Below are 23,571 nucleotides of genomic sequence, written 5' to 3'. Positions count from 1 at the left end.
CTGGGGAGCGTTTCACGTGAAACACCGCTACGACGTCATCGTGATCGGCGGCGGCCACGCCGGCGCCGAAGCTGCCGATGTCGCGGCCCGCGCCGGCGCGCGCACGGCGCTCGTCACCCACGACCTCGCGCGTCTCGGCGAGATGTCCTGCAACCCGGCGATCGGCGGGTTGGGAAAGGGTCATCTCGTTCGGGAGATCGACGCGCTCGATGGCGTCATGGGTCGCGCCGCCGACCGCGCAGGCATCCAGTTCCGGCTGCTGAACCGTCGCAAGGGTCCCGCCGTGCAGGGTCCGCGCGCCCAGTGCGACCGTCGCCTGTATCGCCAGGCCGTGCGCCAGGCGCTCGAAAGCCGTGAGGGCCTCGACCTGATCGCGGGCGAGGTCGTGGATCTGATCGTCTCCGGGGAGCGGATCGGCGGGGTGCGGCTGGCGGATGGAAGCGAGTTGACCGCCGCGGCGGTTGTTCTGACCACCGGCACCTTCCTGCGCGGGGTGATCCATATCGGGGATCGGCGGATCGAAGGCGGACGGATGGGCGACAAGGCCTCGGTCCGGCTCGCGGCCCGGATCGACGACTTCGCCCTGCCCCTCGGTCGACTGAAGACCGGCACGCCGCCCAGGCTGGACGGCCGCACCATCGACTGGTCGCAGCTGGAGGAGCAGCCCGGCGACGAGACGCCCGAGCTGTTCTCCTTCCTCTCCCGCAAGCCGGAGGCGCCCCAGGTCCCGTGCCACATCACCCGCACGACCGAGCGGACGCACGAGATCATCCGCGCCAACCTCTCCCGCTCCGCGATGTACGGCGGGCATATCGAAGGCGTGGGCCCGCGGTATTGCCCCTCCATCGAGGACAAGGTGGTACGCTTCGCGGAGAAGACCTCGCACCAGGTTTTCCTCGAGCCGGAGGGAATCAACGACCCCACCATCTACCCGAACGGCATCTCGACCTCGTTGCCGGAGGAGGTGCAGCACGCCTATGTGCGCTCGATTCCGGGTCTGGAGCGGGTCGAAATCCTCCAGCCCGGCTATGCGATCGAGTACGACTACGTCGATCCACGAGCGCTGGCGGCGACGCTGGCTGTGAAAGGCGTCGACGGTCTGTACCTGGCCGGGCAGATCAACGGGACGACGGGTTACGAGGAAGCGGGGGCTCAGGGCCTCGTGGCGGGTCTGAATGCCGCGCGGGCTGCGTTGGGGGAGGATCTGGTCACGTTCGACCGCGCCGAGGGCTACCTGGGCGTGATGATCGACGACCTGGTGACTCGCGGCGTAGCCGAGCCTTACCGCATGTTCACGTCGCGGGCGGAGTATCGGCTCACCCTGCGTGCCGACAACGCCGATCAGCGGCTGACTCCGAAAGGCGCGTCCATCGGTTGCGTCGGCGAGGCGCGGCGCGAAGCGTTCGAGCGGAAGCTCGAGGCGCTGGAAGCTGCGCGGTCGCTGGGAACGTCCCTCGACCTCACCCCGACGGAGGCGCGGGCGCATGGCATCGTCGTGTCTCAGGACGGTCAGCGACGCTCGGCGCTGGAGCTTCTGGTGCATGGCGACGAGACCCTGCATGGCCTCGCGCGCATCTGGCCGGAGCTGGCCGAGATCCCGGCTGACATCGCGCGTCAGGTCGAAACCGATGCGCGTTATGCCCGCTATGAGGAGCGGCAGGCGCGCGACATCGCGGAGCTGCGGCGGGAGGAGGCGCAGACGCTGCCCGAAACGCTCGATTTCGGGGCGATTGCGGGCTTATCGAACGAACTTCGTACCAAGCTGGAGCGGATCCGTCCCACGACGCTAGGCCAGGCCGGTCGCATCGAGGGGATGACCCCCGCGGCGCTGACGCTTCTGCTGATCCATGCACGTCGGTTGGATCGGCAAAGCGACATGGTGGCCGGGGCATGAAGGACGCGGAGACGGCGCTCGCGCCCTACGGTGTTTCACGTGAAACACGGGAGCGGCTGGAGGTTCTCGCGGCCTTGCTGGCCAAGTGGAACCCCAAGATCAATCTCGTCGCCCGGGGCACGGTCGAGAAGGTGTGGACCCGGCATATCGCCGACTCGGCGCAGCTCTATGCGCTGGCGCCGCAGGATGCGCGAACCTGGGTCGATCTCGGCTCGGGCGGAGGCTTCCCGGGGCTGGTCATCGGCGCGATGGCGGCGGAGAAGAACCCCGGGCTGCAGCTCTCGTTGGTCGAGAGCGACGTGCGGAAATGCGCCTTTCTCAGCACCGCCGCGGGGGAGATGGGGCTGAAGATCAAGGTGGCGACCAAGCGGATCGAAGCCCTGGAGCCGGGGCCGAGGGACGTCGTCTCGGCCCGTGCGCTCGCATCCCTGACCCGTCTGCTGGATTTCGCCGAGCCGCTGGTCGGTCCGGGCACGATTTGCCTGTTTCCCAAGGGCGCAGGCGCCGCTGAAGAATTGACCGAGGCGGCTGCGGCTTGGCATATTCGTCACCGCGCTCACCCCTCCAGGACGGACCCTGACGCCGTCATTCTGGAGATACAGGAGTTCTCGCGTGGCCCCCTCCACCGGACCTGACGGCGCTCGCCGCCGCATCCTCGCCGTCGCCAACCAGAAGGGCGGCGTCGGCAAGACCACCACCACCATCAACCTCGCCGCCGCGCTGGCCGAGCAGGGCCGGCGCGTGCTGATCGTCGATCTCGACCCGCAGGGCAACGCCTCGACCGGGCTCGGGATCGAGGCGTCGCGGCGGACCCGGAATTCCTACGATCTGCTGGTGGCCCAGGCCGATCCCCGCTCTCTGGTGCAGTCGACGGCGCAGGCGGGGCTGGGGATCATCCCTGCCCAGGGCGACCTGTCCTCGGCCGACGTCGAGCTGGTGGCCGATCCCGGCCGCGCCCGGCGGCTGCAGAAGTCGCTGCGGGATCCGAAGCTGCTGGAGGACTGGGACTACATCGTCATCGACTGCCCGCCCTCGCTGAGCCTGCTGACGGTGAATGCGATGGCCGCGGCGGACGCGGTGCTCGTGCCGCTTCAGTGTGAGTTCTTCGCGATGGAGGGGCTGAGCCAGCTGCTGACGACGATCAAGGAGATCCGGCGCGGGCTGAACCCCGGACTCGCGATCGAGGGCGTGATCCTGACCATGTACGACCGGCGCAACAACCTCTCGGACCTGGTGGCGCGGGACGTGCGCGCGAACCTGGGCGACGTGGTCTATCGCACCGTGATCCCGCGCAACGTCCGCCTGAGCGAGGCGCCGAGCTTCGCGATGCCGGCAACGGTCTATGACTCGAATTCCACCGGCAGTCTCGCCTATCGTGCCCTCGCACGGGAGCTGCTGGAGCGTGGCGCCCGGGCTGCGGCTTGAAGCAAGCCGTTGACGATAAAGGAAAAACCATGAAGCGACAGCAGGGTAGAGGTCTCGGGCGCGGCCTGTCCGCGCTGATGGGCGACCTGGAGGAGACCGAGACCGCCGAGGGCGGCGCCAAGGCGGCCGCCGAGGCCATCGCCATCGACCTGATCCGGCCCAACCCCGACCAGCCCCGCCGCCGCTTCGGCGAGGAGGAGATCGAGGAGCTCGCCGCCTCGATCCGCGAGCATGGCGTGATCCAGCCGCTGATCCTGCGCCCGCATCCCTCGGGCGAGGGGTTCGAGATCGTGGCCGGGGAGCGTCGCTGGCGCGCCGCCCAGCGCGCCCAGCTTCATGAGCTGCCCGCGGTGGTGCGCGAGCTGGACGACGCCACGGTGCTCGAATTCGCGATCGTCGAGAACATCCAGCGCTCGGACCTGACCCCGGTCGAGGAGGCGCGCGGCTATTCCCGCCTGATCGAGGAGTTCAACCATACGCAGGAGCGGCTGGGCGCGCTGGTGGGCAAGTCCCGCAGCCATATCGCCAACGCCCTGCGGCTGCTGACCCTGCCGATCTCTGTGCTCAAGCACCTGGAGGAGGGGCGGTTGAGCGCCGGGCACGCGCGCGCGCTGGTGGTGGCCGACGATCCCGCGGCGCTGGCCGAGCAGGTGATCCGCCGCGGCCTGTCGGTGCGCGAGACCGAGGCGCTGGTGCGCAACGCGAAGGCGGCGGGCGAGGTGCGCAAAGCCCCCGCCGCGCCGCGCAAGGATGCGGACACCGTGGCGCTGGAGGCGGACCTGTCCGCGAACCTCGGCATGAAGGTGCGTATCGAGCACAAGGGCGAGAAGGGCGGAGAGCTTCGGATCGCCTATGCCGACCTCGATCAGCTCGACAAGATCTGCCAGGCGATCACCCGCTGACGGCGGCGAAGCGACCTGCAGACGAACGCCCCGGAGCCCCCCTCCGGGGCGTTCGCGCTTTCGGGGTCAGCGCAGGGTGCTGAGGCGGACGACCAGGCGTTCGACCAGGGCGCGTTCCGGGATCTCGTTGGTCGCGCGAAGGGAGAGCTCGGTGTCGAGGATGTGCTCCAGCGCCCGCTCCAGCGCCATGCCCTTCCATTGCCGGACGGCCCGGGCCAGCGCGTCGCGGCGCGGGCCGAAGATCGGGGGGCGCATGCGGCCGAGGGCGGCTTCCGGGCCGTCGGGGGCGGCGGCGAGGGCGTGGAGCTGGCGGAAGGCCCGCCCCAGGGCCATGGCGACGCCGCCCGGGCCTCCGCCCTTCCCGGCCACCCGGGCGTAGGCGGCCAGCGCCTCGGCCGGGCGCCGGGCCACGGTGGCGTCGGCCACGGCGTCGGCGTCGCCCTCCACGGCCGCGGGAAGCAGGGCCAGCACCTCCGAGGCCTCCAGCGGCGCGGGCGTGTTGATCGCGTAGAGGGCGAGGGTGGAGATCACGCCGCGCACCTCCGCCGCCTCGGCGATGGCGGCGAAGGCGACCAGCGCGTCCAGGGCGGGGGGCGACAGGGGCGGATTGCCGGCGTCCGACAGCAGGCTCGCCACGCCCTCCGCGTCCAGCGCCCGGGGATAGACGGCGAGCGAGGCGAGGTTCGGCGCATCCTCGAACAGCTTGCGCAGCTTCGAGCGGGCGTTGAGGCGGCCGGCGGTGACGATCAGGCGGCCGGTGTCCGGGGTCAGCCCTTCGCAGGCGATGCGCATCGCCTCGGCCGAGCCGTCGGCGGCGCCGTCGATCAGCACCACGGGCAGGCCGCCGAACAGGCCGCCGGCGCGCACCGAGTCGGTCAGCGAAGCGGGGTCGCGCCGCGCCTCGTCGGCGGTCATGCGGGTGATCTCGGCGCCCTCGCCTGCGGCCTTCAGGAAGGCCTGGGAGAGGCGCAGGCGCAGCTGGTCGACCTCCAGCGCGTCGTCGCCGAAGATCAGGACGCCCGCCGCCTTGGGATCCGGCCGGTCGGCGAAGGCGCGGACGCGGGCGGCGGGGACCTTCATCCGATCAGCCCTCGCGGGCCTCGAGCTCGGCGACGATGCGGGTCCAGATCCGCTCGCCCAGCTCCTTGGCCACGCGGGTTTCCGAGTCGCGGCGCGCCTGGCGGGTGGCGAACAGCGAGGCGGTGGCGGAATAGGCCGTCATGCCCTCGGACACGCCCTCGATGGGGCGGAAGCCGGCGGGGCCGGTCAGCGCCCAGCGGGAGGTGCCGGTGATCACGTAGCGGGTGATCGAGCTGTCGGGGGTGATCGCGAGGCCGGAGTCGGTCATCACCAGGTCCGCGGTCAGCAGGTAGTCCGGCGCCGGGCCGGGGCGGCCCAGGCGGCTTTCCAGCGCCTCGCGCAGGGCGAAGCCCAGCCGGCCCTCGGGAACCGACAGGGCCACGGCGCCGCGTAGGCCGCGCTGCTCGGACCCCGCCTTCAGCGCCGGCTTGAAGCCGCAGGCGGAAAGCGCGACGGCCGCGCCGCCGACGAGGCCGGCGCGCAGGAGGGCGCGGCGATCAGGCGACCACATTCACGATCCGCCCGGGCACTACGATGACCTTGCGGGGGCCGTTCTCGCCGAGGTGCTTGCGCACCGACTCCTCGGCCAGCGCCATGGCCTCGATCGACTCCTTGCTGGCGTCCTTGGCGACGCGGATCTCGGCCCGGCGCTTTCCGTTGACCTGCACCGGCATCAGCACGGTGTCGTCCACCAGCAGCGCGGGGTCGGCCACGGGCCAGGGCGCGCCGGTCAGCAGGCCGGTCTCGCCCAGCGAGGCCCAGAGCTCCTCAGCGAAGTGGGGGACGAAGGGCGACATCAGGCGGGCGAGGATCCCGTAGGCCTCGCGCAGGGCCAGGGGCATGTCGGGCGCGTCGCCGGCCTTGGCCAGCGCGCCGACCAGCTCGTACAGGCGGGCGATCGACTTGTTGAAGGCGAAGCCCTCGATATCGTCGGAGACGCCCTGTACGGCCCGGTGAGCGGCCTGGCGGATCGCCAGCGCCTCCGGGGTCCATTCGGCCGGCTCGGCCGTCCCGGGGGCCGCCAGGGCGGCCTCCGAGCGAAGGCGCCAGACGCGCTGCAGGAAGCGGGAGGCGGCCTCGGCCCCGGCGGCGGTCCATTCGACGTCCCGCTCCGGCGGGCTGTCGGACATGATGAACCAGCGCGCGGTGTCGGCGCCGTATTTCTCGAAGACGTCGTCGGGAGCGACCACGTTCTTCTTGGACTTCGACATCTTGATCGAGGGGCCGACCGTCACCGGCTGGCCGTCCAGCGTGACCATGCCGCCGTCGCCGGCCTTGATCTCGTCCGGGCTCAGCCACTTGCCGTCGGGGCCCTGGTAGGTCTCGTGACAGACCATGCCCTGGGTGAAGAGCGCGGTGAACGGCTCGATCGCGCTCTCGGGCAGGTGGCCGGTCTTGGCCATCGCGCGGGCGAAGAAGCGGGAATAGAGCAGGTGCAGGATCGCGTGCTCGACGCCGCCGATGTACTGGTCGACGTTCATCCAGTAGCTGGCGGCTTCCAGGTCCGTCGGCGTGGTCGCGCGGGGCGCGGTGAAGCGGGCGAAGTACCACGACGAGTCGACGAACGTGTCCATCGTGTCCGTCTCGCGCTTGGCCGGGCCGCCGCACACGGGGCAGGCGACGTCGCGCCAGGTCGGGTGCCGGTCGAGCGGGTTGCCGGGCTTCGAGATGTCCACGTCGTCGGGAAGGCGAACCGGCAGATTCTCCTTCTTTTCCGGGACGGTGCCGCATTTATCGCAATGAACCACGGGGATCGGGCAGCCCCAGTAGCGCTGGCGGCTGACGCCCCAGTCGCGCAGGCGGTAGTTCACCTTGCGCTCGCCTTGGCCCTTCTCCTCCATCCGCCGGCCGACCTCGGCCTTGGCGTCCTCGATGGACAGGCCGTCGAGGAAGTCGGAGTTGATGATCCGGCCCGCGCCCAGGTAGGGCTCGTCCGCCACCGAGAAGGTCGCGGGATCGGCGTCCGAGGGGGCGACGACGGGGATGATGTCGAGGCCGTACTTGGTCGCGAAGTCGTGGTCGCGCTGGTCATGGCCGGCGCAGCCGAAGATCGCGCCGGTGCCGTAGTCCATCAGGATGAAGTTCGCGATCCAGACCGGCAGCTTGCGGCCGTCGAACGGGTGGTCGACGGTGATGCCGGTGTCGCGGCCGAGCTTCGGCGCCTTCTGGATCTCCTCCTCCGAGGTGCCGCCGCGGCGGCACTCGTCGCAGAAGGCCGCGATCTCGGGGTCGGACTCGGCCAGCTTGCGCGCCAGGGGGTGGTCGGCGGCGATGGCGCAGAAGCCCGCGCCGAAGATCGTGTCGGGGCGCGTGGTGTAGACCTCCAGCGCCTCGAAGCCCTCAGGCGCGCCGTTGGTCTTCCAGCGGAACTGGAGACCTTCGGAGCGGCCGATCCAGTTGCGCTGCATGGTGCGCACCTTCTCGGGCCACTGGTCGAGCCCGTCGATGGCCGCCAGCAGGTCGTCCGAGAAGGCGGTGATCTTGAAGAACCACTGGGTGAGCTCGCGCCGCTCGACCACGGCGCCCGAGCGCCAGCCGCGGCCGTTCTCGACCTGCTCGTTCGCGAGCACGGTCATGTCGACCGGATCCCAGTTCACCACCGACTTGCGGCGATAGACCAGGCCCGCCTCGAGGAAGTCGAGGAACAGGGACTGCTGCTGGGCGTAGTACTCGGGATCGCAGGTCGCGAACTCCCGCGTCCAGTCGAGCGACAGGCCCATGGGGGCCAGCTGCTCCTTCATCGTGGCGATGTTGGCGTAGGTCCACTCGCCGGGGTGGATGCCCCGCTCCATCGCCGCGTTCTCGGCGGGCATGCCGAAGGCGTCCCAGCCCATCGGATGCAGCACGTTGAAACCCTTGGCCATCTTGTAGCGCGCCACCACGTCGCCCATGACGTAGTTGCGCACGTGGCCCATGTGGATCTTCCCCGACGGGTAGGGGAACATCTCCAGCACGTAGTACTTGGGCTTGCTGTGATCGACCTTCGCGCGGAACAGGTCGGCCTCGGCCCAGGCCTTGCGCCATTTCGCTTCGGCCGCGCTGTGATCGTAACGCGTCATTCTCGTCCCCGGCGAAGAAGTCTTCGCGCGCCGGACGGCCCCGGGGCCGCGGCGCGCAAACGGTCGCGATCCGTCTAGGGCGCCGGGGCGGGGTTTTCAATGCGCCCCGCCGGCCGGACGGGGCGCGGGGAGGCGATCAGCTCGCCTCCTCGTTCAGGGCCGCGACGCGCAGCTGGCGCGCCCGGGTCAGGATCGCGTCCTCGATCCGGCGCGGCGTGGCGTCCGAGACCTCGGCCGCCGTCCAGACGCCGTCCTTGCCCTGCAGCTCGCGATAGACCGCGACGCGCAGCGAGCCGGCCTCCAGCTTCGGGCTGTCGATGTAGACGGTGACCTTGAACCGCTCCTGCGGAGTGGCGGCGTTGGTGGACCAGTCGGTGACGATGACGCCCGAGAACGGGTCGGTCGAGGTCAGCGGCAGGAACTCGAGCGTGTCGAGCGAGGCGCGCCACAGGTAGGCGTTCACCGGGATCGCCCCGCCCTGCAGCGCGTCGCTGTTGGGATCGGAGCGGAAGATGTCCATCACCGAGCCCTCGGGCTTGGTGCGGAAGTTCTGGGAATCGACGGGGTCGACGGGCTCGGCCGGGGGCTTCGCGTTCTCGCAGGCGGCCAGAAGCGCGGCCGCGGCGACCACCGAAAGGATTCGGGCGCTGGATTTCATGCGTTGTCGGCCTTGGACCTGATTCATCCGCCGCCGGGGCGGCGTTCTTGATCGTGTGAAACGGCGCCCGACGGGGCCGTCCTGCTCGGCGCCAATCTGTAAACGCTGGAGGGAGACGATGCAAAGCGAATGCAGATACGCGCGCGGGGGGAGTCTTCCAGGGGTCTGCTTCGCCTCAAGGCCGAGGCGCAAGCCCTTGGTCCGCCGAGGGCCGCCGACCTTGTGGCCCAATTGCTACAACCCTACCGGTTGGGACATGGGGCCCGGCCAAGTCGATTGACCGGATGGGTGGCTTAGGGTGAAACGCGAGCAGGGTTCATCGGGTTCGCGCCGGTGGGCCGGACAACGACCTGTTCCACTGAGAGCTCAACTGCGAGGGACACCATGAAGAAGACGCTCTTCGCGACGACCGTGCTGGCTGCCGGCCTCGTCGTCACGCCGCTTCTGGCGGCCGAGGCGCCCAAGGCGACCGTCCGCGGCTACGTCAACGCCGGCATGTACTACGGCGACCTGGCCGGCACCGCCGGCGACTTCGGCGTCGAGCATGACTCGGAAATCCACTTCCGTTGGTCCGGCTCCTCCGACAACGGCCTGACCTTCAAGGGCGAAGTCGAGATGGAAGGCTTCACCAACGCCGACCAGATCGACGAGTACTGGACTTCGGTCTCGGGCTCCTTCGGTGACTTCCGCATCGGTGCGGACGACACCGCGGCCGAGTACATGGAGCTGGGCATCATCTACGCGCCCTACGCCAAGGTCTGCTACTACGACTGCTTCAACTACACCGGCGCCGCCAACGGGACCGACTCCAACGGCGACGACCTGGGCATCTACTACATCACCCCGGCGATCTCCGGCTTCACCGCCGCGATCTCCTTCCAGCCCGAGGGCAACACCGATGGCCTGCCCGGCCACGGCCCGACCCCGGCGTTCAAGCGCAACAACGCTTCGGGCATCGACGACGTCCTGTCGATCGGCGCTCAGTGGATGGGTGAGTTCTCCGGCGTGTCGCTCGGCATCTCGGGCGGCTACCAGACCTCGGACACCGACACCCTGGCGCCGACCAACGCTGATCCGGACACCTGGAACACCGGCGGCTACATCGGCTACGCGGGCTTCACCCTGGCGGCCTTCTACGAGGACAACGCCGGCATCGGCGGCTTCGGCACCGGCGGCTACGACGTGGCCGTGGGCGTGTCCTACGAGACCGGCCCCTGGACGTTCGCGGGCGGCTGGGCCGGCGTGTTCGACACCAAGGCTGGCGGCGCTTCGGACTCCGACACCTTCGCTGGCTGGGTGACCTACGCGATCGCCCCCGGCGTGACCGGCACCCTGGCCGTCGAGTACTCCGAGTTCGACGCCGGCCCCGTCGACGACAACCTGATCGCCGGCGCCTACATGTCGGTCTCCTTCTGATCGACGGCGTCAGCCATCTGAAATCTGGAAAGAGCGGGCTTCGGCCCGCTCTTTTCTTTTGCGCCGCCGCGGCCTACCCATTCCCCGGACCACGACGGAGGACGGCATGAGCCTGGACAGCGTGAAACGCCAGCTCGCGGAGGCCGAGGCGAAGGCCGGCCGCGACCCCGGATCGGTCACCCTGGTGGCGGTCTCGAAGGTCCAGCCCGAGGACCGCGTGCAGGCCGTGATCGACGCCGGACAGCGCATCTTCGGCGAGAACCGCGTGCAGGAGGCCGAGACCCGCTGGGGCCCGCGCCGCGACCTGCCAGGTCTCGAGCTCCACCTGATCGGCCCGCTGCAGACCAACAAGGTCAACAAGGCCTTCGAGCTGTTCGACGTGATCCAGTCCGTCGACCGCTCCAAGCTCGCCCGCAAGATCGCCGACGCCGCCCAGGCCGCCGGCCATTGCCCGCGCCTGTTCGTGCAGGTGAACACCGGCGAGGAGCCGCAGAAGGCGGGAATCGCCCCCGGCGAGACCGATGCGTTCCTCGCCGACTGCCGGGCCATGGACCTCTCGATCGAGGGGCTGATGTGCATCCCGCCGGTCGAGGAATCGCCGGCCATGCATTTCGCGCTGCTGGCCAAGTTGGCCGAGCGCAACGGGCTCGCGGGCCTCTCGATGGGGATGAGCTCGGATTTCGAGACGGCGGTCGAGTTCGGCGCGACCCATGTGCGCGTCGGCTCCGCCATCTTCGGCGAGCGGGACTACGGCTGAGGCCGCCTCCTCAGCGCACGATCAGCCGGCTGCGGGGCGTCCAGCGCGCGAGGATCCAGGCGAGATCCTGCGCCCGGAAGGCCACGCAGCCTGCGGTCCACTTTCGCGGCCGCTTCCAGACATGCAGGAAGATCGCGCTTCCGGCGCCCGCCACCGGCGGCCGCCGGTTGAAATCGGTGATGGCGACGAGGTCGTAAAGGCGATCCGCGCGCCGCAGCCGCTCGGCGCTGTGGCAATGGGGCCACGGGACGCGGCGATTGTACAACGGGTCCGCCGGGTCGTCGGACCAGCCCTGCGCGGGGCCGATGGGCTGCACGGGCAGCGGCCCGGCGGGACGCACGCGACGATCCGCCCGCCACAGGACCGATTCCAGCCGGTGAACGCCCAGCGGGGTGATGCCGTCGCCCTCGCCGCGCTTGCGCCCCACGCCGCCGAAGCCCACCGCGCAGGGGAACCGCCGGCCGAGGAACCGCGCCTCCCACCGTGTGACCACCAGGTCGCCGGGTCGCGGCAGCGGGGGCCGCGGCCGGACCGCCGCCCCGTCGCTCACAGCAGATGGCCGCTCTTGGTGGCCTTGGTGGCGAGGTAGTTCGCGTTCAGGGGATTCTCCCCGACCTTCAGCGGCACCCGCTCGGTCACCTGCAGGCCGGAATTCGACATCATGCCGATCTTGCGGGGGTTGTTGGTCAGCAGCCGCACGGAGCGGAAGCCCAGCCGGCGCAGGATCGTGGCGCCGATGCGGAAGTCGCGCTCGTCGTCCTCGAATCCCAGGCGGTGGTTGGCCTCGACCGTGTCGAAGCCCTGATCCTGGAGCGAATAGGCCCGCATCTTGTTGGCGAGCCCGATGCCGCGCCCCTCCTGGTTGAGGTAGAGCAGGACGCCGGCTCCTTCCTCCGCCATCGCCGCCAGCGCCGCGCGAAGCTGCGGGCCGCAATCGCATTTCAGCGACCCCAGCACGTCGCCGGTGAAGCAGGCCGAATGCAGCCGCGCCAGCACCGGCTCGGAGCGTTTGGGCGCCCCGATCTCGATCGCATAATGCTCCTCCGACCCGTCCTCGGGCCGGAACACGTGGACGCGGGAGGTCTGAGAGACTTCCAGCGGCACCCGCGCGGCGGAGACGGGGCGCATCCCGATCGCCTCGGCCTCGGCCGCCAGCAGCGCGTCGGTATCGAGGATCGAGAGGCCGTTCTCCCGCGCCAGCGCCTCGGCCGCGGCGCGCGAGGGCAGGGCGGCGACGAGGGCGGCGGGCAGAAGCTGCGCCTGCTTCACCAGCCGCACCGCGGCGCGATGCAGGCCGGCGTCGCCGTCGCGCCGGGTCTGGTAGGGGCCCTTCAGGGGCGACTCGAGGTCCTTGGCGGGATCGGCGGTGGCGCGGATCCGGCCCAGGTCGAAATCCGGGGTCAGGATGATGCGCGCGACGTCGCCGTCGTAGGCGCGCGCCTTCAGCGTCTGCGCCCGGCGCGAGGTGATCACCAGGTCGGTGGGGCCCACGCCGCGGAAATCCTCCAGCCGTTCGGCGGTGAGGGATTCGGCCGCCCCCGCCAGCACGCCCGCCTGCCCGCGCACCAGGACCACGGCCGCGCCGATGCGCAGCTCGGCCCGGATGCGGGCGGCGTTCTCCCAGAGGCTCAGCTTCAGGCCCATCGACGGCTCCGGCGCAGCGCGGCCCGCGCATGCGGCCCGTGTGGCCCGAGAGATAGGGCGCCCGACGGAAAATTGAAACAAAGGGCCGGACGCGGTGACGTGTCCGTGAGAAACGTTTCGTCCCTCTCGCCCTCGCTCCGCCCGGTTCGCATTTGCGCGAGGAGCCCGGAGCGGACGGGCGCTTCTGGAGGACCAAGGCCCATGCCGACGCTGAAGCGGATTCTGCTGGTGGACGACGATCCCGACCTGCGCGACGCGCTGGCCGACCAGCTGGTGCTGACCGAGGACTACGACGTGTTCGAGGCCGACACCGGCGCCGACGGGATCGAGCGCGCCAAGGCCGACCCGCACGACCTGGTGATCCTCGACGTCGGCCTGCCCGACATGGACGGGCGCGAGGTCTGCCGCCTGATGCGCAAGCAGGGCGTGAAGTGCCCGATCATCATGCTGACCGGCCACGCCACCGACGCGGACACGATCCTGGGCCTCGACGCGGGCGCCAACGACTACATCCCCAAGCCCTTCAAGTTCCCCGTGCTCCTGGCCCGCATCCGCGCCCAGCTGCGCCAGCACGAACAGTCGGAGGACGCGGTCTTCGCCGTCGGGCCCTACACGTTCAAGCCCGCGATGAAGATGCTGATCGACGAGGCCGAGAAGAAGATCCGCCTGACCGAGAAAGAGACCAACATCCTGAAGTTCCTGTACCGCGCGAACGACGCGGTCGTGGCGCGGGATACGCTTCTGCACGAGGTCTGGGGCTACAACGCGGGCGTGACGACTCACACGCTCGAGACGCACATCTATCGACTTCGACAGAAGATCGAACCGAACCCCTCCGAAGCGCGCCTGCTGGTCACGGAATCGGGAGGCTACCGCCTGGTGATCTAGGCGCGTCTTGAACACGGCCCGAGGCTCCCCACCTAACCGGTAACCTTGGAGGCCGCATCGCTTCGCAGCGATCGCCGTCACCCCTCGCGGCGGAGGTCTCGGAACAAGGTGGCGCCCGGTGGAACCCCTCCCGCCGGGCGCTCGCATTTTCAGGGTCAGGCTTCGGGTTGCAGCGCGGCGGCGAGACGCGCATGTTGCGCTTCCGTTCTCCCGCGCGCCGGAGCCGCCCATGCCTTTCACGATCTGCACCTGGAACATCAACTCCGTCCGCCTGCGCGCGCCCATCGTGCGCCGCCTGCTGGAGGAGGAGGCCCCGGACGTCCTGTGCCTGCAGGAGACGAAGTGCCCGGCCGCCAAGTTCCCGCTGGAGACCTTCGCCGAGCTGGGGTGGGAGCATCTCGCCGTGCGCGGGGACAAGGGCTACAACGGCGTCGCGATCCTCTCGCGCCTGCCGCTGGAGCCGGTCGAGCACCAGGATTTCTGCCTGAAGGGCGACGCCCGCCACGTGACGGCGAAGCTGCCGGACGGGACCCAGATCCACAACCTCTACGTCCCCGCAGGCGGCGACGAACCGGACGTTGAGACGAACCCCAAGTTCCAGCACAAGCTTGATTTCGTGGATGAAATGGCGGCCTGTTTCCGCGATCACGCAGGCCCGGCGGTGCTGGTGGGCGACCTCAACATCGCGCCGCGCGAAGACGACGTGTGGAACCACAAGCAGCTTCTGAAGATCGTCTCGCACACCCCGGTGGAGACCGAGAAGCTCAACGCCGCGCAGGCCGCGGGCGGCTGGGTCGACGCCGTGCGCCAGGTGATCCCGGAGGGGCTGCTCTATTCCTGGTGGAGCTACCGCGCCAAGGACTGGGACGCCGCCGACAAGGGCCGCCGGCTGGACCACGTGTGGACCACCCCCGACCTGCCCGTCCACGGCGCGCGCATCCTGCGCGAGGCCCGCGGCTGGCAGCAGCCCTCGGACCACGCGCCGGTCTTCGTCACGCTGGGATGAGGCCGTGAGGCGAGCGGTCCCGGGCCAGGCCCGGGGCCGCTCCGCTCAGGTCAGCGGGGATCGCACTCCACCCGCGCGGGCAGGAACTTGTGCACCGGGATCTCGACCCCGCGGCGCACTTCCGACAGCGCGATGGTGGTCTGCGCGCCCTCGGCGTCGGTGATGATCCACTGCCGCAGCTCCAACGGGTTGTCGTTGAAGATCAGGGTGATGGAGCCCGAGCCCGGATCGTCCGGGTTCTGCGCGGTGACGCGCATCTGGCCGGGGCGGTTGTCCACGTCGGTCACCGCGCCGTTGGCGCGGAGGTCCACGTTCTCCTGCAGCAGCAGGTTCAGGGGCGTCGAGGACAGGGGCGCGGTCTGCTTGGTGCAGTCGCGCATGTCGAACACCACCACCCAGGTCCCGTCGGACATCACCAGCGCCGGGTTGGGGGGCGTGTATTCGAACCGGATCCGGCCCGGGCGCTGGATGAAGAACTTGCCGTCCGAGGTCTCGCCGTTCGGAGAGATCTGCACGAACGTCCCCTCGGCGGTCTTCAGGGCGTTGAGATAGGTGGAGATTCGCGCCAGGTCGCGCCCGCTCTGCGCCTGCGCGTCGGACGCGAACAGGGCGGCGGCGGAAAGCGCGAGGGCGGCGAAGAGGGCGATCGGGCGTCGGGTCATGTCGTCCTGATAAACCGTTTCGGGCGCGCCGCCAAACGCGGCGTGGGCCGGGGGGCGAGCGGCGGGGCGGCGCAGGATCCGAAGTAGGCGCCGATCAGGGCGATTCCACGGCCCCCGAGGGAACAATCGCGGCGCCGGATCGAGAGCGGAGAGGCGGTCCCTGCGCCCCGGCCTGCGGAACGCGGGCCAAGGGCGGGAGGCCCCGGGTCGAGCCCGGGGCGCCCGTGGGGCCGGCCCTGCGCCCCGCCCCGGACGGGGGAGCGCAGAGCCGAGGGCTCAGGCCGCGGCCTTGGCGGCGGGGTCGAAGCGGCCGTAGAAGGTCTCGCCCTTCTGCGCCATCTCGCGCAGCAGCGCGGGGGTGGTGAAGCGGGGGCCGAACTTCTCGGTCAGGGCGTCGGTGATCTCGACCGCCTTGCCGGCGCCGAGGATGTCCAGCCACGACAGCGGCCCGCCCGACCAGGGCATGAAGCCCCAGCCCAGGATCGCGCCCACGTCGCCCTCGCGGATGTCCATCAGCACGCCGTCCTCGAGCGCGCGGACCGCCTCCAGCACCTGCGCGAAGGCCAGGCGGTGCTGCACCTCGGTCACGTCGGGCTGCTCCTCGGCCAGCGGGTACTTGGCGGCGAGGCCGTCCCAGATCCCCTGCCGCTTGCCCTTGTCGTCGTAGGCGTAGAAGCCGGCGTTCGCCTTCCGGCCAAGGCGGCCCTCGGCGACCATCCAGTCGATCAGGGGGTCGGCCGGGTTCTCGGGGTAGGCGTCGCCCAGCGCGGCCTTGGTGGCCTTGGCGATCTTCTGGCCGAGGTCGAGCGCCGTCTCGTCCACCAGCTGCAGCGGGCCCAGCGGCATGCCGAGCTGCTTGGCGGCGTTCTCGATCAGCGCGGGGTTGATGCCCTCGGTCACCATCCGCGTCCCCTCGTTGATGTAGGGGATGATGCAGCGGTTGGCGTAGAAGAACCGGGCGTCGTTGACCACGATCGGCGTCTTGCGGATCTGGCGCACGAAGTCGAGCGCCTTGGCCACCGCCTCGTCGCCGGTCTTCTTCCCCTTGATGATCTCGACCAGCATCATCTTGTGGACCGGCGAGAAGAAGTGGATGCCGATGAAGCGCTCGGGGTCCTTGTAGTTCTCGGCCAGGTCGGTGATCGGCAGGGTCGAGGTGTTGGAGGCGAAGATCGCGTCGGGGCCCAGGGCCTCCTGCGCGGCCTTCGTCACGGTCGCCTTCACGCCCGGATCCTCGAACACCGCCTCGACCACCAGGTCGCAGCCCTTCAGGTCGGCGTAATCCGAGGTGGCGGAGACGAGGCCGAGGATGCCGGCCTTCTTGTCCTCGGTGATGCGCTTCTTCTTCAGGGACTCGTCCAGCAGGCCGGTGATGAAGCCCACGCCCTTGGCGGCAGCCTCCGCGTCGCGGTCGAGGAGCACGACCTCGATCCCCGCCATGGCCGAGACGTAGCCGATGCCCGCGCCCATGAAGCCGCCGCCGCCCAGGATGCCGACCTTCTTCACCCGCATGTCGGGCACGCCCGCGGGGCGCACGGCGCCCTTCTCGAGCGCTTCCTTGTTGAGGAAGAGGGAGCGGATCATGGCGCCGGAGGACGGGTTCATCAGGATGTTGGTGAACCAGCGGGCCTCGATGCGCAGCGCGGTGTCGAAGTCGACCATCGCGCCCTCATAGATCGCGGCGAGCAGCGCCTTCGGGGCCGGGTAGGCGCCCTGCGTCTTACCGTTGATCATCGCCGAGGCGCCCACGAAGGTCTCGAACCCCTGGGGCGAGTAGGGCGCGCCGCCGGGCATCTTCCAGCCCTTGGCGTCCCACGGCTTCACGATGTCGGCGTCCTTGGCGGACAGGACCCAGGCCTTGGCGGCGGCCTGCAGTTCGTCGGCGGGGACGATCTCGTCCACCAGGCCTGCGGCCTTCACCTTGGCGGGGGCCATCATCTTGCCTTCCAGCAGGAAGGGGGCCGAGGCCATGGCGCCCAGCATCCGGCTGACGCGGGTGGCCCCGCCGGCGCCGGGGAAGATGCCGACCATGATCTCCGGCAGCCCGATCTTGGCCTTGGGATTGTCGGCGACGAAGCGGCGGTGGCAGGCGAGGCCCAGTTCCAGCCCGATGCCGGCGGCCGTGCCCGGGCAGGCCCAGGCGACGGGCTTGCCGCCCTTGTTGGTCTTGGGGTCCATGCCCGCCCGCTCCAGCTTGCGGAGCAGGGCGTGCATCTGCATCACGCCCTCGAACAGCCCCTTGGCGGGGTCGTCGCCCGCCGACGCCTTCATCCCGGCGAGGATGTTGAGGTCCATGCCGCCGGCGAAGTCGGCCTTGGCGGAGGTCAGGACGATGCCCTTCACGGCCTCGTCGCCCAGCGCCTTGTCGATGCAGGCGTCCAGCTGCTCGAGCCCCTCGAGCGTCATCACGTTCATCGAGCGGCCCGGCAGGTCCCAGGCGATGGTGGCGACGCCGTCGGCGTCGACGGAGTAGTGGAAGATCTCGGTCATGGTCAGTCTCCCTCGCGGGGGGGAACAGGGGTTCCGTCGCGCGTCTCGTAGCGGCCGCCGGCCGCGTCGTTGCGGAACACAAGGTCCACGTCGGAATAGAAGCAGTCGCGCTCGGGGCGCGAGCCGACGACGATGAAGACGCCGTCGGCCTGGCTGCGGTTCAGGATGTGGTGGCCGTTCTCGTCGCCGGCGGGCCAGCCGATGCAGTCGCCGGGGCGCAGGGGCTGCTCGCCCGCGTCGTCGACCAGGATCAGCTCGCCCTCCAGGACGATGGCGAACTCGTCCTCGTCCGGGTGCCAGTGGCGCAGCGAGGAGGTCGCGCCCGGCGCCAGACGGACGCGGGAGACGCCGAAGCGGGTCAACCCCGCCGCGTCCCCCAGCGCCTGGAACCAGCGCTCGCCCATCGCGGTCGCATGCGGCTCGGGATAGTCCGAACCGGTGACCGCCGGCACCCGGGAGAGGTCGAGTTTGGGCATCAGACCCGCTCGATGATCGTCGCGGCGCCCATGCCGGAGGCGACGCAGAGGGTGGCGAGCGCCGTGCCCTTGCCGGTCCGCTCCAGCTCGTCCAGCGCGGTGCCGATGATCATCGCGCCAGTCGCGCCCAGCGGGTGGCCCAGCGCGATGGCGCCGCCGTTGACGTTGACCTTCGAGTGGTCGACGTCGAAGGCCTGCATGAAGCGCAGCACGACCGAGGCGAAGGCCTCGTTCACCTCGAAGAGGTCGATGTCCGAGATCGACATGCCCGAGGCCTTCAGCGCCTTCTCGGTCGCCGGAACCGGGCCGGTGAGCATGATGGTGGGGTCCGAGCCGACCTTCACCGCCGTGCGGATCTTGGCGCGCGGCTTCAGCCCCAGCTTCTCGCCCGCCTCTTTCGAGCCGATCAGCACGGCCGTCGCGCCGTCCACGATGCCCGAGGAGTTGCCGGCGTGGTGGACGTGGTCGATGCGCTCCAGCTCGGGGTATTTCAGCTTCGCCACGTTGTCGAAGCCGGGCATCATCGTGCCCATCGCCTCGAAGGCCGCGCGCAGGGCGCCCAGCGACTGCATGTCGGTGCCGGGGCGGGGGTATTCGTCCTTCTCGAGGATCGGCAGGCCGTTCTGGTCGCGGACCGTCATCACCGACTTGTCGAAGCGCCCCTCGGCCATCGCCTGGGCGGCGCGCTTCTGGGACTCGACCGCGTAGGCGTCGACGTCGTCGCGCGAGAAGCCGTACTTCGTCGCGATGATATCCGCGCCGATGCCCTGGGGCACGAAGTAGGACTTCATCGCCAGCGTCGGGTCGGCCGCGATGGCCGCGCCGTCGGAGCCCATGGGCACGCGGGACATCATCTCGACCCCGCCGGCGACGTAGAGGTCGCCCGCGCCGCCCTTCACCTGGTTGGCGGCGAGGTTCACCGCCTCCATGCCCGAGGCGCAGAAGCGGTTGATGGCGAGGCCCGGAACCCGCTCGTCCCAGCCCGCGTAGAGGACCGCGGAGCGGGCGAGGCAGGCGCCCTGCTCCATCACCTGGGTGACGTTGCCCCAGATCACGTCCTCGACCAGCGAGGTGTCGAGATCGTTGCGGCGCTTGAGCTCGTTGAGCGTCTCGGCCGAGAGGCGCACGGACGTCACCTCGTGGAGCGAGCCGTCCTTGCGGCCCTTGCCCCGGGGGGTGCGCACGGCGTCGTAGATGTAGGCTTCGGTCATCGTCGGGTCCTTTCAGGCGGCGGCGCCGCTTTCAGGGGGGATGAGGCGCGCCCGGCCGCGCGGGCCGGGCGCGGGAGCTCAGCCCTTGGTGGGCATCAGCTCGTATGGGGGAACGAAGCCGGGAAGGGCCGCGAGCCGGTCCTTCCAGGCGGCGATCGCCGGGTAGTCGGCGAAATCGAAGGGCACCTCGTCGCCGTAGTAGCAGTAGCCGGCGATCGACAGGTCCGCGATCGTGGGACGGTCGAGCGCCACCCACTCGCGCCCCTGCATGTGCGATTCCAGGGTCTTGAGCGCGTTCTTCATGCGCATGTCCATGAAGGCCATGGCGCCGGGATCGCGCTTCTCCTCCGGCACGAAGTTCGCGAAGAACCGGTAGGGGGCGAACATCGAGGTGAAGGAGTAGTTGTCCCACATCACCCACTTCCAGATCTCGCGACGCTCCTCCTCGGAGGACCAGCCGAACTGGCCGATCTGCCCGACGAGGTAGTCGAGGATCACCGCGGACTGGGCGATGGTGACGTCGCCATGCTCGAGGATCGGCACCTGCGCCTGGTCGTTCTTCGACGTGTAGGCGGCGTCCTTGTGCTCGCCCTTGAAGAAGTTGATCCACACCGGTTCCCACTCGGTCCCCGAGAGGGCGAGGTAGAGGGCGGGCTTGTAGGCGTTGCCGGACTGGCCGAAGCAGGTGAGCTTGTAGGCGGGCATCTGCGAAATTTCCTTCCTGAGGGGGGCATGCGCCCCCGGTTGATCCGGGGGTCGCGCGGAACGCGCGGAGCCGGGCGAAGCCCGGCTCGGGCGTCACCTTAGAGGGACCGCGAGATCAGCTCCTTCATGATTTCGTTGGTGCCGCCGTAGATCCGCTGCACCCGGGCGTCCTGCCACATCTCGGCGATGGGATATTCCATCATGTAGCCGTAGCCGCCGAAGACCTGCTGGCAGGCGTCGATCACCTTCCCCTGCAGGTCGGTCAGCCAGTATTTCTGCATCGCCGCCGCCTCGACCGTGAGCGCGCCGTTCAGGTGCGCCACGGTGCAGGCGTCGAAGAAGGCGCGGGCGACGACCGCGTCCGTCTTGCACTCGGCCAGCTTGTGGGCGAGCGCCTGGTTCTTGATGATCGGGCGGCCGAAGGCCTCGCGCTCCTTGGCGTAGGCGACGGCGAGCTCCACCGCGCCCTCGATGGCGCCGATGGCGGTGGCGCCGATCGACAGACGCTCCTGCGGGAGCTGCTCCATCATCTGGTAGAAGCCGCGGCCCTCCTGCCCGCCGAGCAGGTTCTCGGGCGGCACGGACACGTCGTCGAAGAACAGCTCCGAGGTGTCGGCGGCGTGCATCCCTGCCTTGTCGAGGTTGCGGCCGCGGCGGAAGCCCTCGGCGCCCTCCGTCTCCACCACGATCAGCGAGACGCCCTTGGCGCCCTGGGTCACGTCGGTCTTGCAGGCCAGCAGGATCAGGTCGGCGTGCTGGCCGTTGGTGATGAAGGTCTTGGAGCCGTTGATCTTGTAGCCGTTCCCGTCCTTGTCGGCGCGGGTGCGGATGCGCTGGAGGTCCGAGCCGGTGCCCGGTTCGGTCATGCCGATGGCCGCCACCATCTCGCCGGTCGCCATCTTGGGCAGCCACTTCGCCTTCTGCTCCTCGGACCCGTAGGTGAGGATGTAGTGGGCGACGATGGCGGAATGCACGCCGATGCCCCAGCTCGCGAAATTGCGCTTCGCGGCGACCATGTGGATCACCGCCTCATGCCCGAAGTCGCCGCCGGCGCCGCCGTATTCCTCGGGGATCGAGGCGAGCAGCAGGCCGGCCTCGCCGGCCTCGTTCCAGGCCGCGCGGTCGATCATCCCCTGCTCGCGCCAGCGGGCGAGGTTGGGGGTCCACCGGTCGGCGGCGAAACGCTCGGTCATGTCCTCGAGCATCTCGTGCTCTTCGGTCATCCAGGCGGATTTCAGCATGGGGGCGGTCATTCGGGTCTCCCTAATCGTCCCGCAGGTTCGTTGCCGACCGGCCGTCAGGCCCGGGTCGGGGCGCGGGGATGCTTGGCCGGGGGGCGCTCGGCGTCAAGCGCCCCCCGGCGGGAGATCAGAAGGCCTCGGCGGCGAGGTCCATCACCGGCTCGGGGCCGGACTGGATGCGGGCGAGGTTCAGGCTCGTCTCCGGCAGCAGGCGGCTCATGTAGTAGCGGCCGGTGCGGATCTTGTTGCGGTAGAAGTCCTCGTCCGAGGTCCCGGCCGCCAGAGCGTCATGCGCGGCCTTGGCCATCTGCGCCCAGGCGAAGCCGAGGCAGACGTGGCCGAACAGGTGCATGAAGTCGGTCGAGCCGGCCAGCGCCGCGTTGGGGTTCTTCATGCCGTTCTGCATGAAGTACATCGCCGCCGCCTGAAGGTCCTTCGACGCCGCCTTCAGCGGATCGAGGAAGTCCTTCTTCAGCTCCTCATTGCCTTCCTCGGCCTTGCAGAAGGTCTTCACCATCTCGAAGAAGGCCATGGCGGGCTTGCCGCCGCCGGCGGCGAGCTTGCGGCCCACGAGGTCCAGCGCCTGCACGCCGTTCGCGCCCTCGTAGATCATGGCGATGCGGGCGTCGCGCACGAACTGCGACATGCCCCATTCCTCGATGTAGCCATGCCCGCCGTAGACCTGCTGGGCCTGGGTGGCGCAGGCGTAGCCCTTGTCGGTAAGGAAGCCCTTCACCACCGGGGTCAGCAGCGACACCAGCCCCTCGGCGTCCGCGTCGCCCGCGCGGTGCGACCGGTCGATCAGGTTGGCGGCCCACAGGACGAACATCCGGCCGCCCTCGACGAAGGCCTTCTGGTCCATCAGCATCCGGCGCACGTCGGGGTGCACGATGATCGGGTCGGCCGCCTTCTCGGGCGCCGCGGCGCCGGTGACGGCGCGGCCCTGGATGCGGTCCTGGGCGTATTCGACGGCGTTCTGGTAGGCGACGACGGCCTGGCTGAGGCCCTGGAGGCCGACGCCGATGCGCGCCTCGTTCATCATCGTGAACATCGCGCGCAGGCCCTTGTGCGCCTCGCCCACGAGGAAGCCCTTGGCCTCGTCGTAGTTCATCACGCAGGTGGCGTTGCCGTGGATGCCCATCTTCTCTTCGAGGTTCCCGCAGGCGACGCCGTTGCGCGCGCCCAGCGTGCCGTCCTCGTTGACCAGGAACTTGGGCACGATGAAGAGGGAGATGCCCTTCACGCCCTCGGGGCCCCCGGGGATCTTGGCCAGCACCAGGTGGACGATGTTGTCGGCCATGTCGTGCTCGCCGGCCGAGATGAAGATCTTCTGGCCGGAGATCTTGTAGGACCCGTCGTCCTGCGGCTCGGCCTTGGTGCGCAGCAGGCCGAGGTCGGTGCCGCAATGCGGCTCGGTCAGGTTCATGGTGCCGGTCCACTCGCCGGTCACCATCTTGGGCAGGTAGGTCGCCTTCTGCTCGTCCGAGCCGTGGGCGTGGATGGCCGAATAGGCGCCGTGGGTCAGGCCCGGATACATCATCAGCGCCATGTTGGCGGCGCAGTGCATCTCGCCGACCGCGGTGGCGATCACGTAGGGCATGCCCTGGCCGCCGAACTCCGGATCGCAGTCGAGGCCGGTCCAGCCCCCCTCGCGCAGCGTGTCGAAGGCCGCCTTGAAGCCCTCGGGCGTGCGTACGACGCCGTTCTCGAGCGTGCAGCCCTCCCGGTCGCCGGAGAGGTTCAGCGGCGCGAGCACGTCGCGCGCGATCTTTCCGGCTTCCTCGAGGATCGCGGCGGTGAAGTCGCGGTCGAGCTCGGAATAGCCCTCGACCGGCTGGTCCTGCACCTTCAGCGTCTCATGCAGCACGAATTCCATGTCGCGAAGCGGCGGCGTGTAGGTGGGCATTCGTTCGTCCTCCCAATGCGCGTGCGGAGCGCCTGCGATGCGCTCTCGCGTCCGAAAACCATATAGGGCCGGGTGGGGCCCGTCGCCGAGAGATATGGGGGAAGTTGACGTGCACGTAAAGGGGCGTCGTGGCGTCAGGGGGTGCGACCCA

The 23,571-nt window shown here is 69.8% G+C and carries 21 protein-coding genes; 8 read left to right on the top strand and 13 right to left on the bottom strand.

Annotated elements, in window-relative coordinates; translation table 11 throughout:
• Window positions 1-16: 16 nt before the first annotated feature.
• The 4 genes from mnmG to P2H44_RS01305 are packed head-to-tail and all read left to right on the top strand — an operon-like array spanning window position 17 to window position 4,221.
• On the top strand, window positions 17-1,894 hold the full coding sequence (gene mnmG, locus P2H44_RS01320; RefSeq protein ID WP_275761610.1) for a tRNA uridine-5-carboxymethylaminomethyl(34) synthesis enzyme MnmG: 1,878 nt from the start codon (window positions 17-19) through the stop codon (window positions 1,892-1,894).
• On the top strand, window positions 1,891-2,529 hold the full coding sequence (gene rsmG / locus P2H44_RS01315) for a 16S rRNA (guanine(527)-N(7))-methyltransferase RsmG (RefSeq protein ID WP_275761609.1): 639 nt from the start codon (window positions 1,891-1,893) through the stop codon (window positions 2,527-2,529). The genes mnmG and rsmG overlap by 4 nt, the downstream gene beginning before the upstream one ends.
• Window positions 2,507-3,319 (top strand): ParA family protein, encoded by an 813-nt coding sequence (locus tag P2H44_RS01310; protein ID WP_275761608.1) that lies wholly within the window; start codon window positions 2,507-2,509, stop codon window positions 3,317-3,319. Before rsmG ends, P2H44_RS01310 begins: the two co-directional genes overlap by 23 nt.
• A gap of 29 nt (window positions 3,320-3,348) precedes the next feature.
• Entirely contained in the window at window positions 3,349-4,221 is an 873-nt protein-coding gene (locus P2H44_RS01305) for a ParB/RepB/Spo0J family partition protein (RefSeq protein ID WP_275761607.1), read from the top strand.
• A gap of 66 nt (window positions 4,222-4,287) precedes the next feature.
• Here the strand turns inward: P2H44_RS01305 and P2H44_RS01300 are convergent, their stop codons facing one another.
• The 4 genes from P2H44_RS01300 to P2H44_RS01285 form a co-directional block, all read right to left on the bottom strand.
• Window positions 4,288-5,301 (bottom strand): DNA polymerase III subunit delta, encoded by a 1,014-nt coding sequence (locus tag P2H44_RS01300; protein ID WP_275761606.1) that lies wholly within the window; start codon window positions 5,299-5,301, stop codon window positions 4,288-4,290.
• 4 nt (window positions 5,302-5,305) lie between these two features.
• Window positions 5,306-5,812, bottom strand: coding sequence for an LPS assembly lipoprotein LptE (lptE, locus tag P2H44_RS01295; protein ID WP_275761605.1), 507 nt, complete (start codon window positions 5,810-5,812; stop codon window positions 5,306-5,308).
• Window positions 5,799-8,360 (bottom strand): leucine--tRNA ligase, encoded by a 2,562-nt coding sequence (gene leuS, locus P2H44_RS01290; RefSeq protein WP_275761604.1) that lies wholly within the window; start codon window positions 8,358-8,360, stop codon window positions 5,799-5,801. Before leuS ends, lptE begins: the two co-directional genes overlap by 14 nt.
• Before the next feature lie 136 nt (window positions 8,361-8,496).
• Window positions 8,497-9,018 (bottom strand): DUF3576 domain-containing protein, encoded by a 522-nt coding sequence (locus tag P2H44_RS01285; RefSeq protein ID WP_275761603.1) that lies wholly within the window; start codon window positions 9,016-9,018, stop codon window positions 8,497-8,499.
• 384 nt (window positions 9,019-9,402) lie between these two features.
• On the opposite strand from P2H44_RS01285, the gene P2H44_RS01280 reads away from it, so the two are divergent.
• Window positions 9,403-10,434 (top strand): porin, encoded by a 1,032-nt coding sequence (locus tag P2H44_RS01280; protein WP_275761602.1) that lies wholly within the window; start codon window positions 9,403-9,405, stop codon window positions 10,432-10,434.
• Window positions 10,435-10,540: 106 nt separating this feature from the next.
• Entirely contained in the window at window positions 10,541-11,191 is a 651-nt protein-coding gene (locus P2H44_RS01275; RefSeq protein WP_275761601.1) for a YggS family pyridoxal phosphate-dependent enzyme, read from the top strand.
• Between the two features lie 10 nt (window positions 11,192-11,201).
• Here P2H44_RS01275 and P2H44_RS01270 read toward each other — a convergent pair whose 3' ends face one another.
• On the bottom strand, window positions 11,202-11,687 hold the full coding sequence (locus P2H44_RS01270; RefSeq protein WP_275762085.1) for a L,D-transpeptidase family protein: 486 nt from the start codon (window positions 11,685-11,687) through the stop codon (window positions 11,202-11,204).
• Between the two features lie 50 nt (window positions 11,688-11,737).
• Window positions 11,738-12,835 (bottom strand): GTP cyclohydrolase II, encoded by a 1,098-nt coding sequence (gene ribA, locus P2H44_RS01265; RefSeq protein WP_275761600.1) that lies wholly within the window; start codon window positions 12,833-12,835, stop codon window positions 11,738-11,740.
• Window positions 12,836-13,036: 201 nt separating this feature from the next.
• Here ribA and P2H44_RS01260 point away from each other — a divergent pair, with 201 nt between their 5' ends.
• On the top strand, window positions 13,037-13,723 hold the full coding sequence (locus P2H44_RS01260; RefSeq protein ID WP_275761599.1) for a response regulator transcription factor: 687 nt from the start codon (window positions 13,037-13,039) through the stop codon (window positions 13,721-13,723).
• Window positions 13,724-13,952: 229 nt separating this feature from the next.
• Entirely contained in the window at window positions 13,953-14,729 is a 777-nt protein-coding gene (locus P2H44_RS01255) for an exodeoxyribonuclease III (RefSeq protein WP_275761598.1), read from the top strand.
• A 50-nt stretch (window positions 14,730-14,779) separates the two neighbouring features.
• Here P2H44_RS01255 and P2H44_RS01250 read toward each other — a convergent pair whose 3' ends face one another.
• The 7 genes from P2H44_RS01250 to P2H44_RS01220 form a co-directional block, all read right to left on the bottom strand.
• Window positions 14,780-15,391: a LolA family protein gene (locus tag P2H44_RS01250; protein ID WP_275761597.1), complete on the bottom strand. Its 612-nt coding sequence runs from the start codon at window positions 15,389-15,391 to the stop codon at window positions 14,780-14,782.
• 276 nt (window positions 15,392-15,667) lie between these two features.
• A complete protein-coding gene (locus tag P2H44_RS01245; RefSeq protein ID WP_275761596.1) occupies window positions 15,668-17,881 on the bottom strand; it encodes a 3-hydroxyacyl-CoA dehydrogenase NAD-binding domain-containing protein in 2,214 nt (737 codons plus the stop codon).
• A gap of 2 nt (window positions 17,882-17,883) precedes the next feature.
• The gene (locus P2H44_RS01240) at window positions 17,884-18,357 is read right to left on the bottom strand and encodes a cupin domain-containing protein (RefSeq protein WP_275761595.1); all 474 of its coding nucleotides are present in this window, start codon (window positions 18,355-18,357) and stop codon (window positions 17,884-17,886) included.
• Entirely contained in the window at window positions 18,357-19,568 is a 1,212-nt protein-coding gene (locus P2H44_RS01235; RefSeq protein ID WP_275761594.1) for an acetyl-CoA C-acetyltransferase, read from the bottom strand. The genes P2H44_RS01240 and P2H44_RS01235 overlap by 1 nt, the downstream gene beginning before the upstream one ends.
• Before the next feature lie 78 nt (window positions 19,569-19,646).
• Window positions 19,647-20,273, bottom strand: a complete 627-nt coding sequence (locus tag P2H44_RS01230) for a glutathione S-transferase family protein (RefSeq protein WP_275761593.1) — start codon at window positions 20,271-20,273, stop codon at window positions 19,647-19,649.
• Window positions 20,274-20,371: 98 nt separating this feature from the next.
• Entirely contained in the window at window positions 20,372-21,526 is a 1,155-nt protein-coding gene (locus tag P2H44_RS01225) for an acyl-CoA dehydrogenase family protein (RefSeq protein WP_275761592.1), read from the bottom strand.
• 115 nt (window positions 21,527-21,641) lie between these two features.
• A complete protein-coding gene (locus P2H44_RS01220) occupies window positions 21,642-23,420 on the bottom strand; it encodes an acyl-CoA dehydrogenase C-terminal domain-containing protein (RefSeq protein WP_275761591.1) in 1,779 nt (592 codons plus the stop codon).
• Window positions 23,421-23,571: the final 151 nt, after the last annotated feature.

The sequence above is a fragment of the Albimonas marina genome, from assembly GCF_029223255.1.
In the GTDB taxonomy this organism is placed as follows: domain Bacteria; phylum Pseudomonadota; class Alphaproteobacteria; order Rhodobacterales; family Rhodobacteraceae; genus Albimonas.
This window is presented reverse-complemented; position numbering and strand designations above follow the sequence as displayed.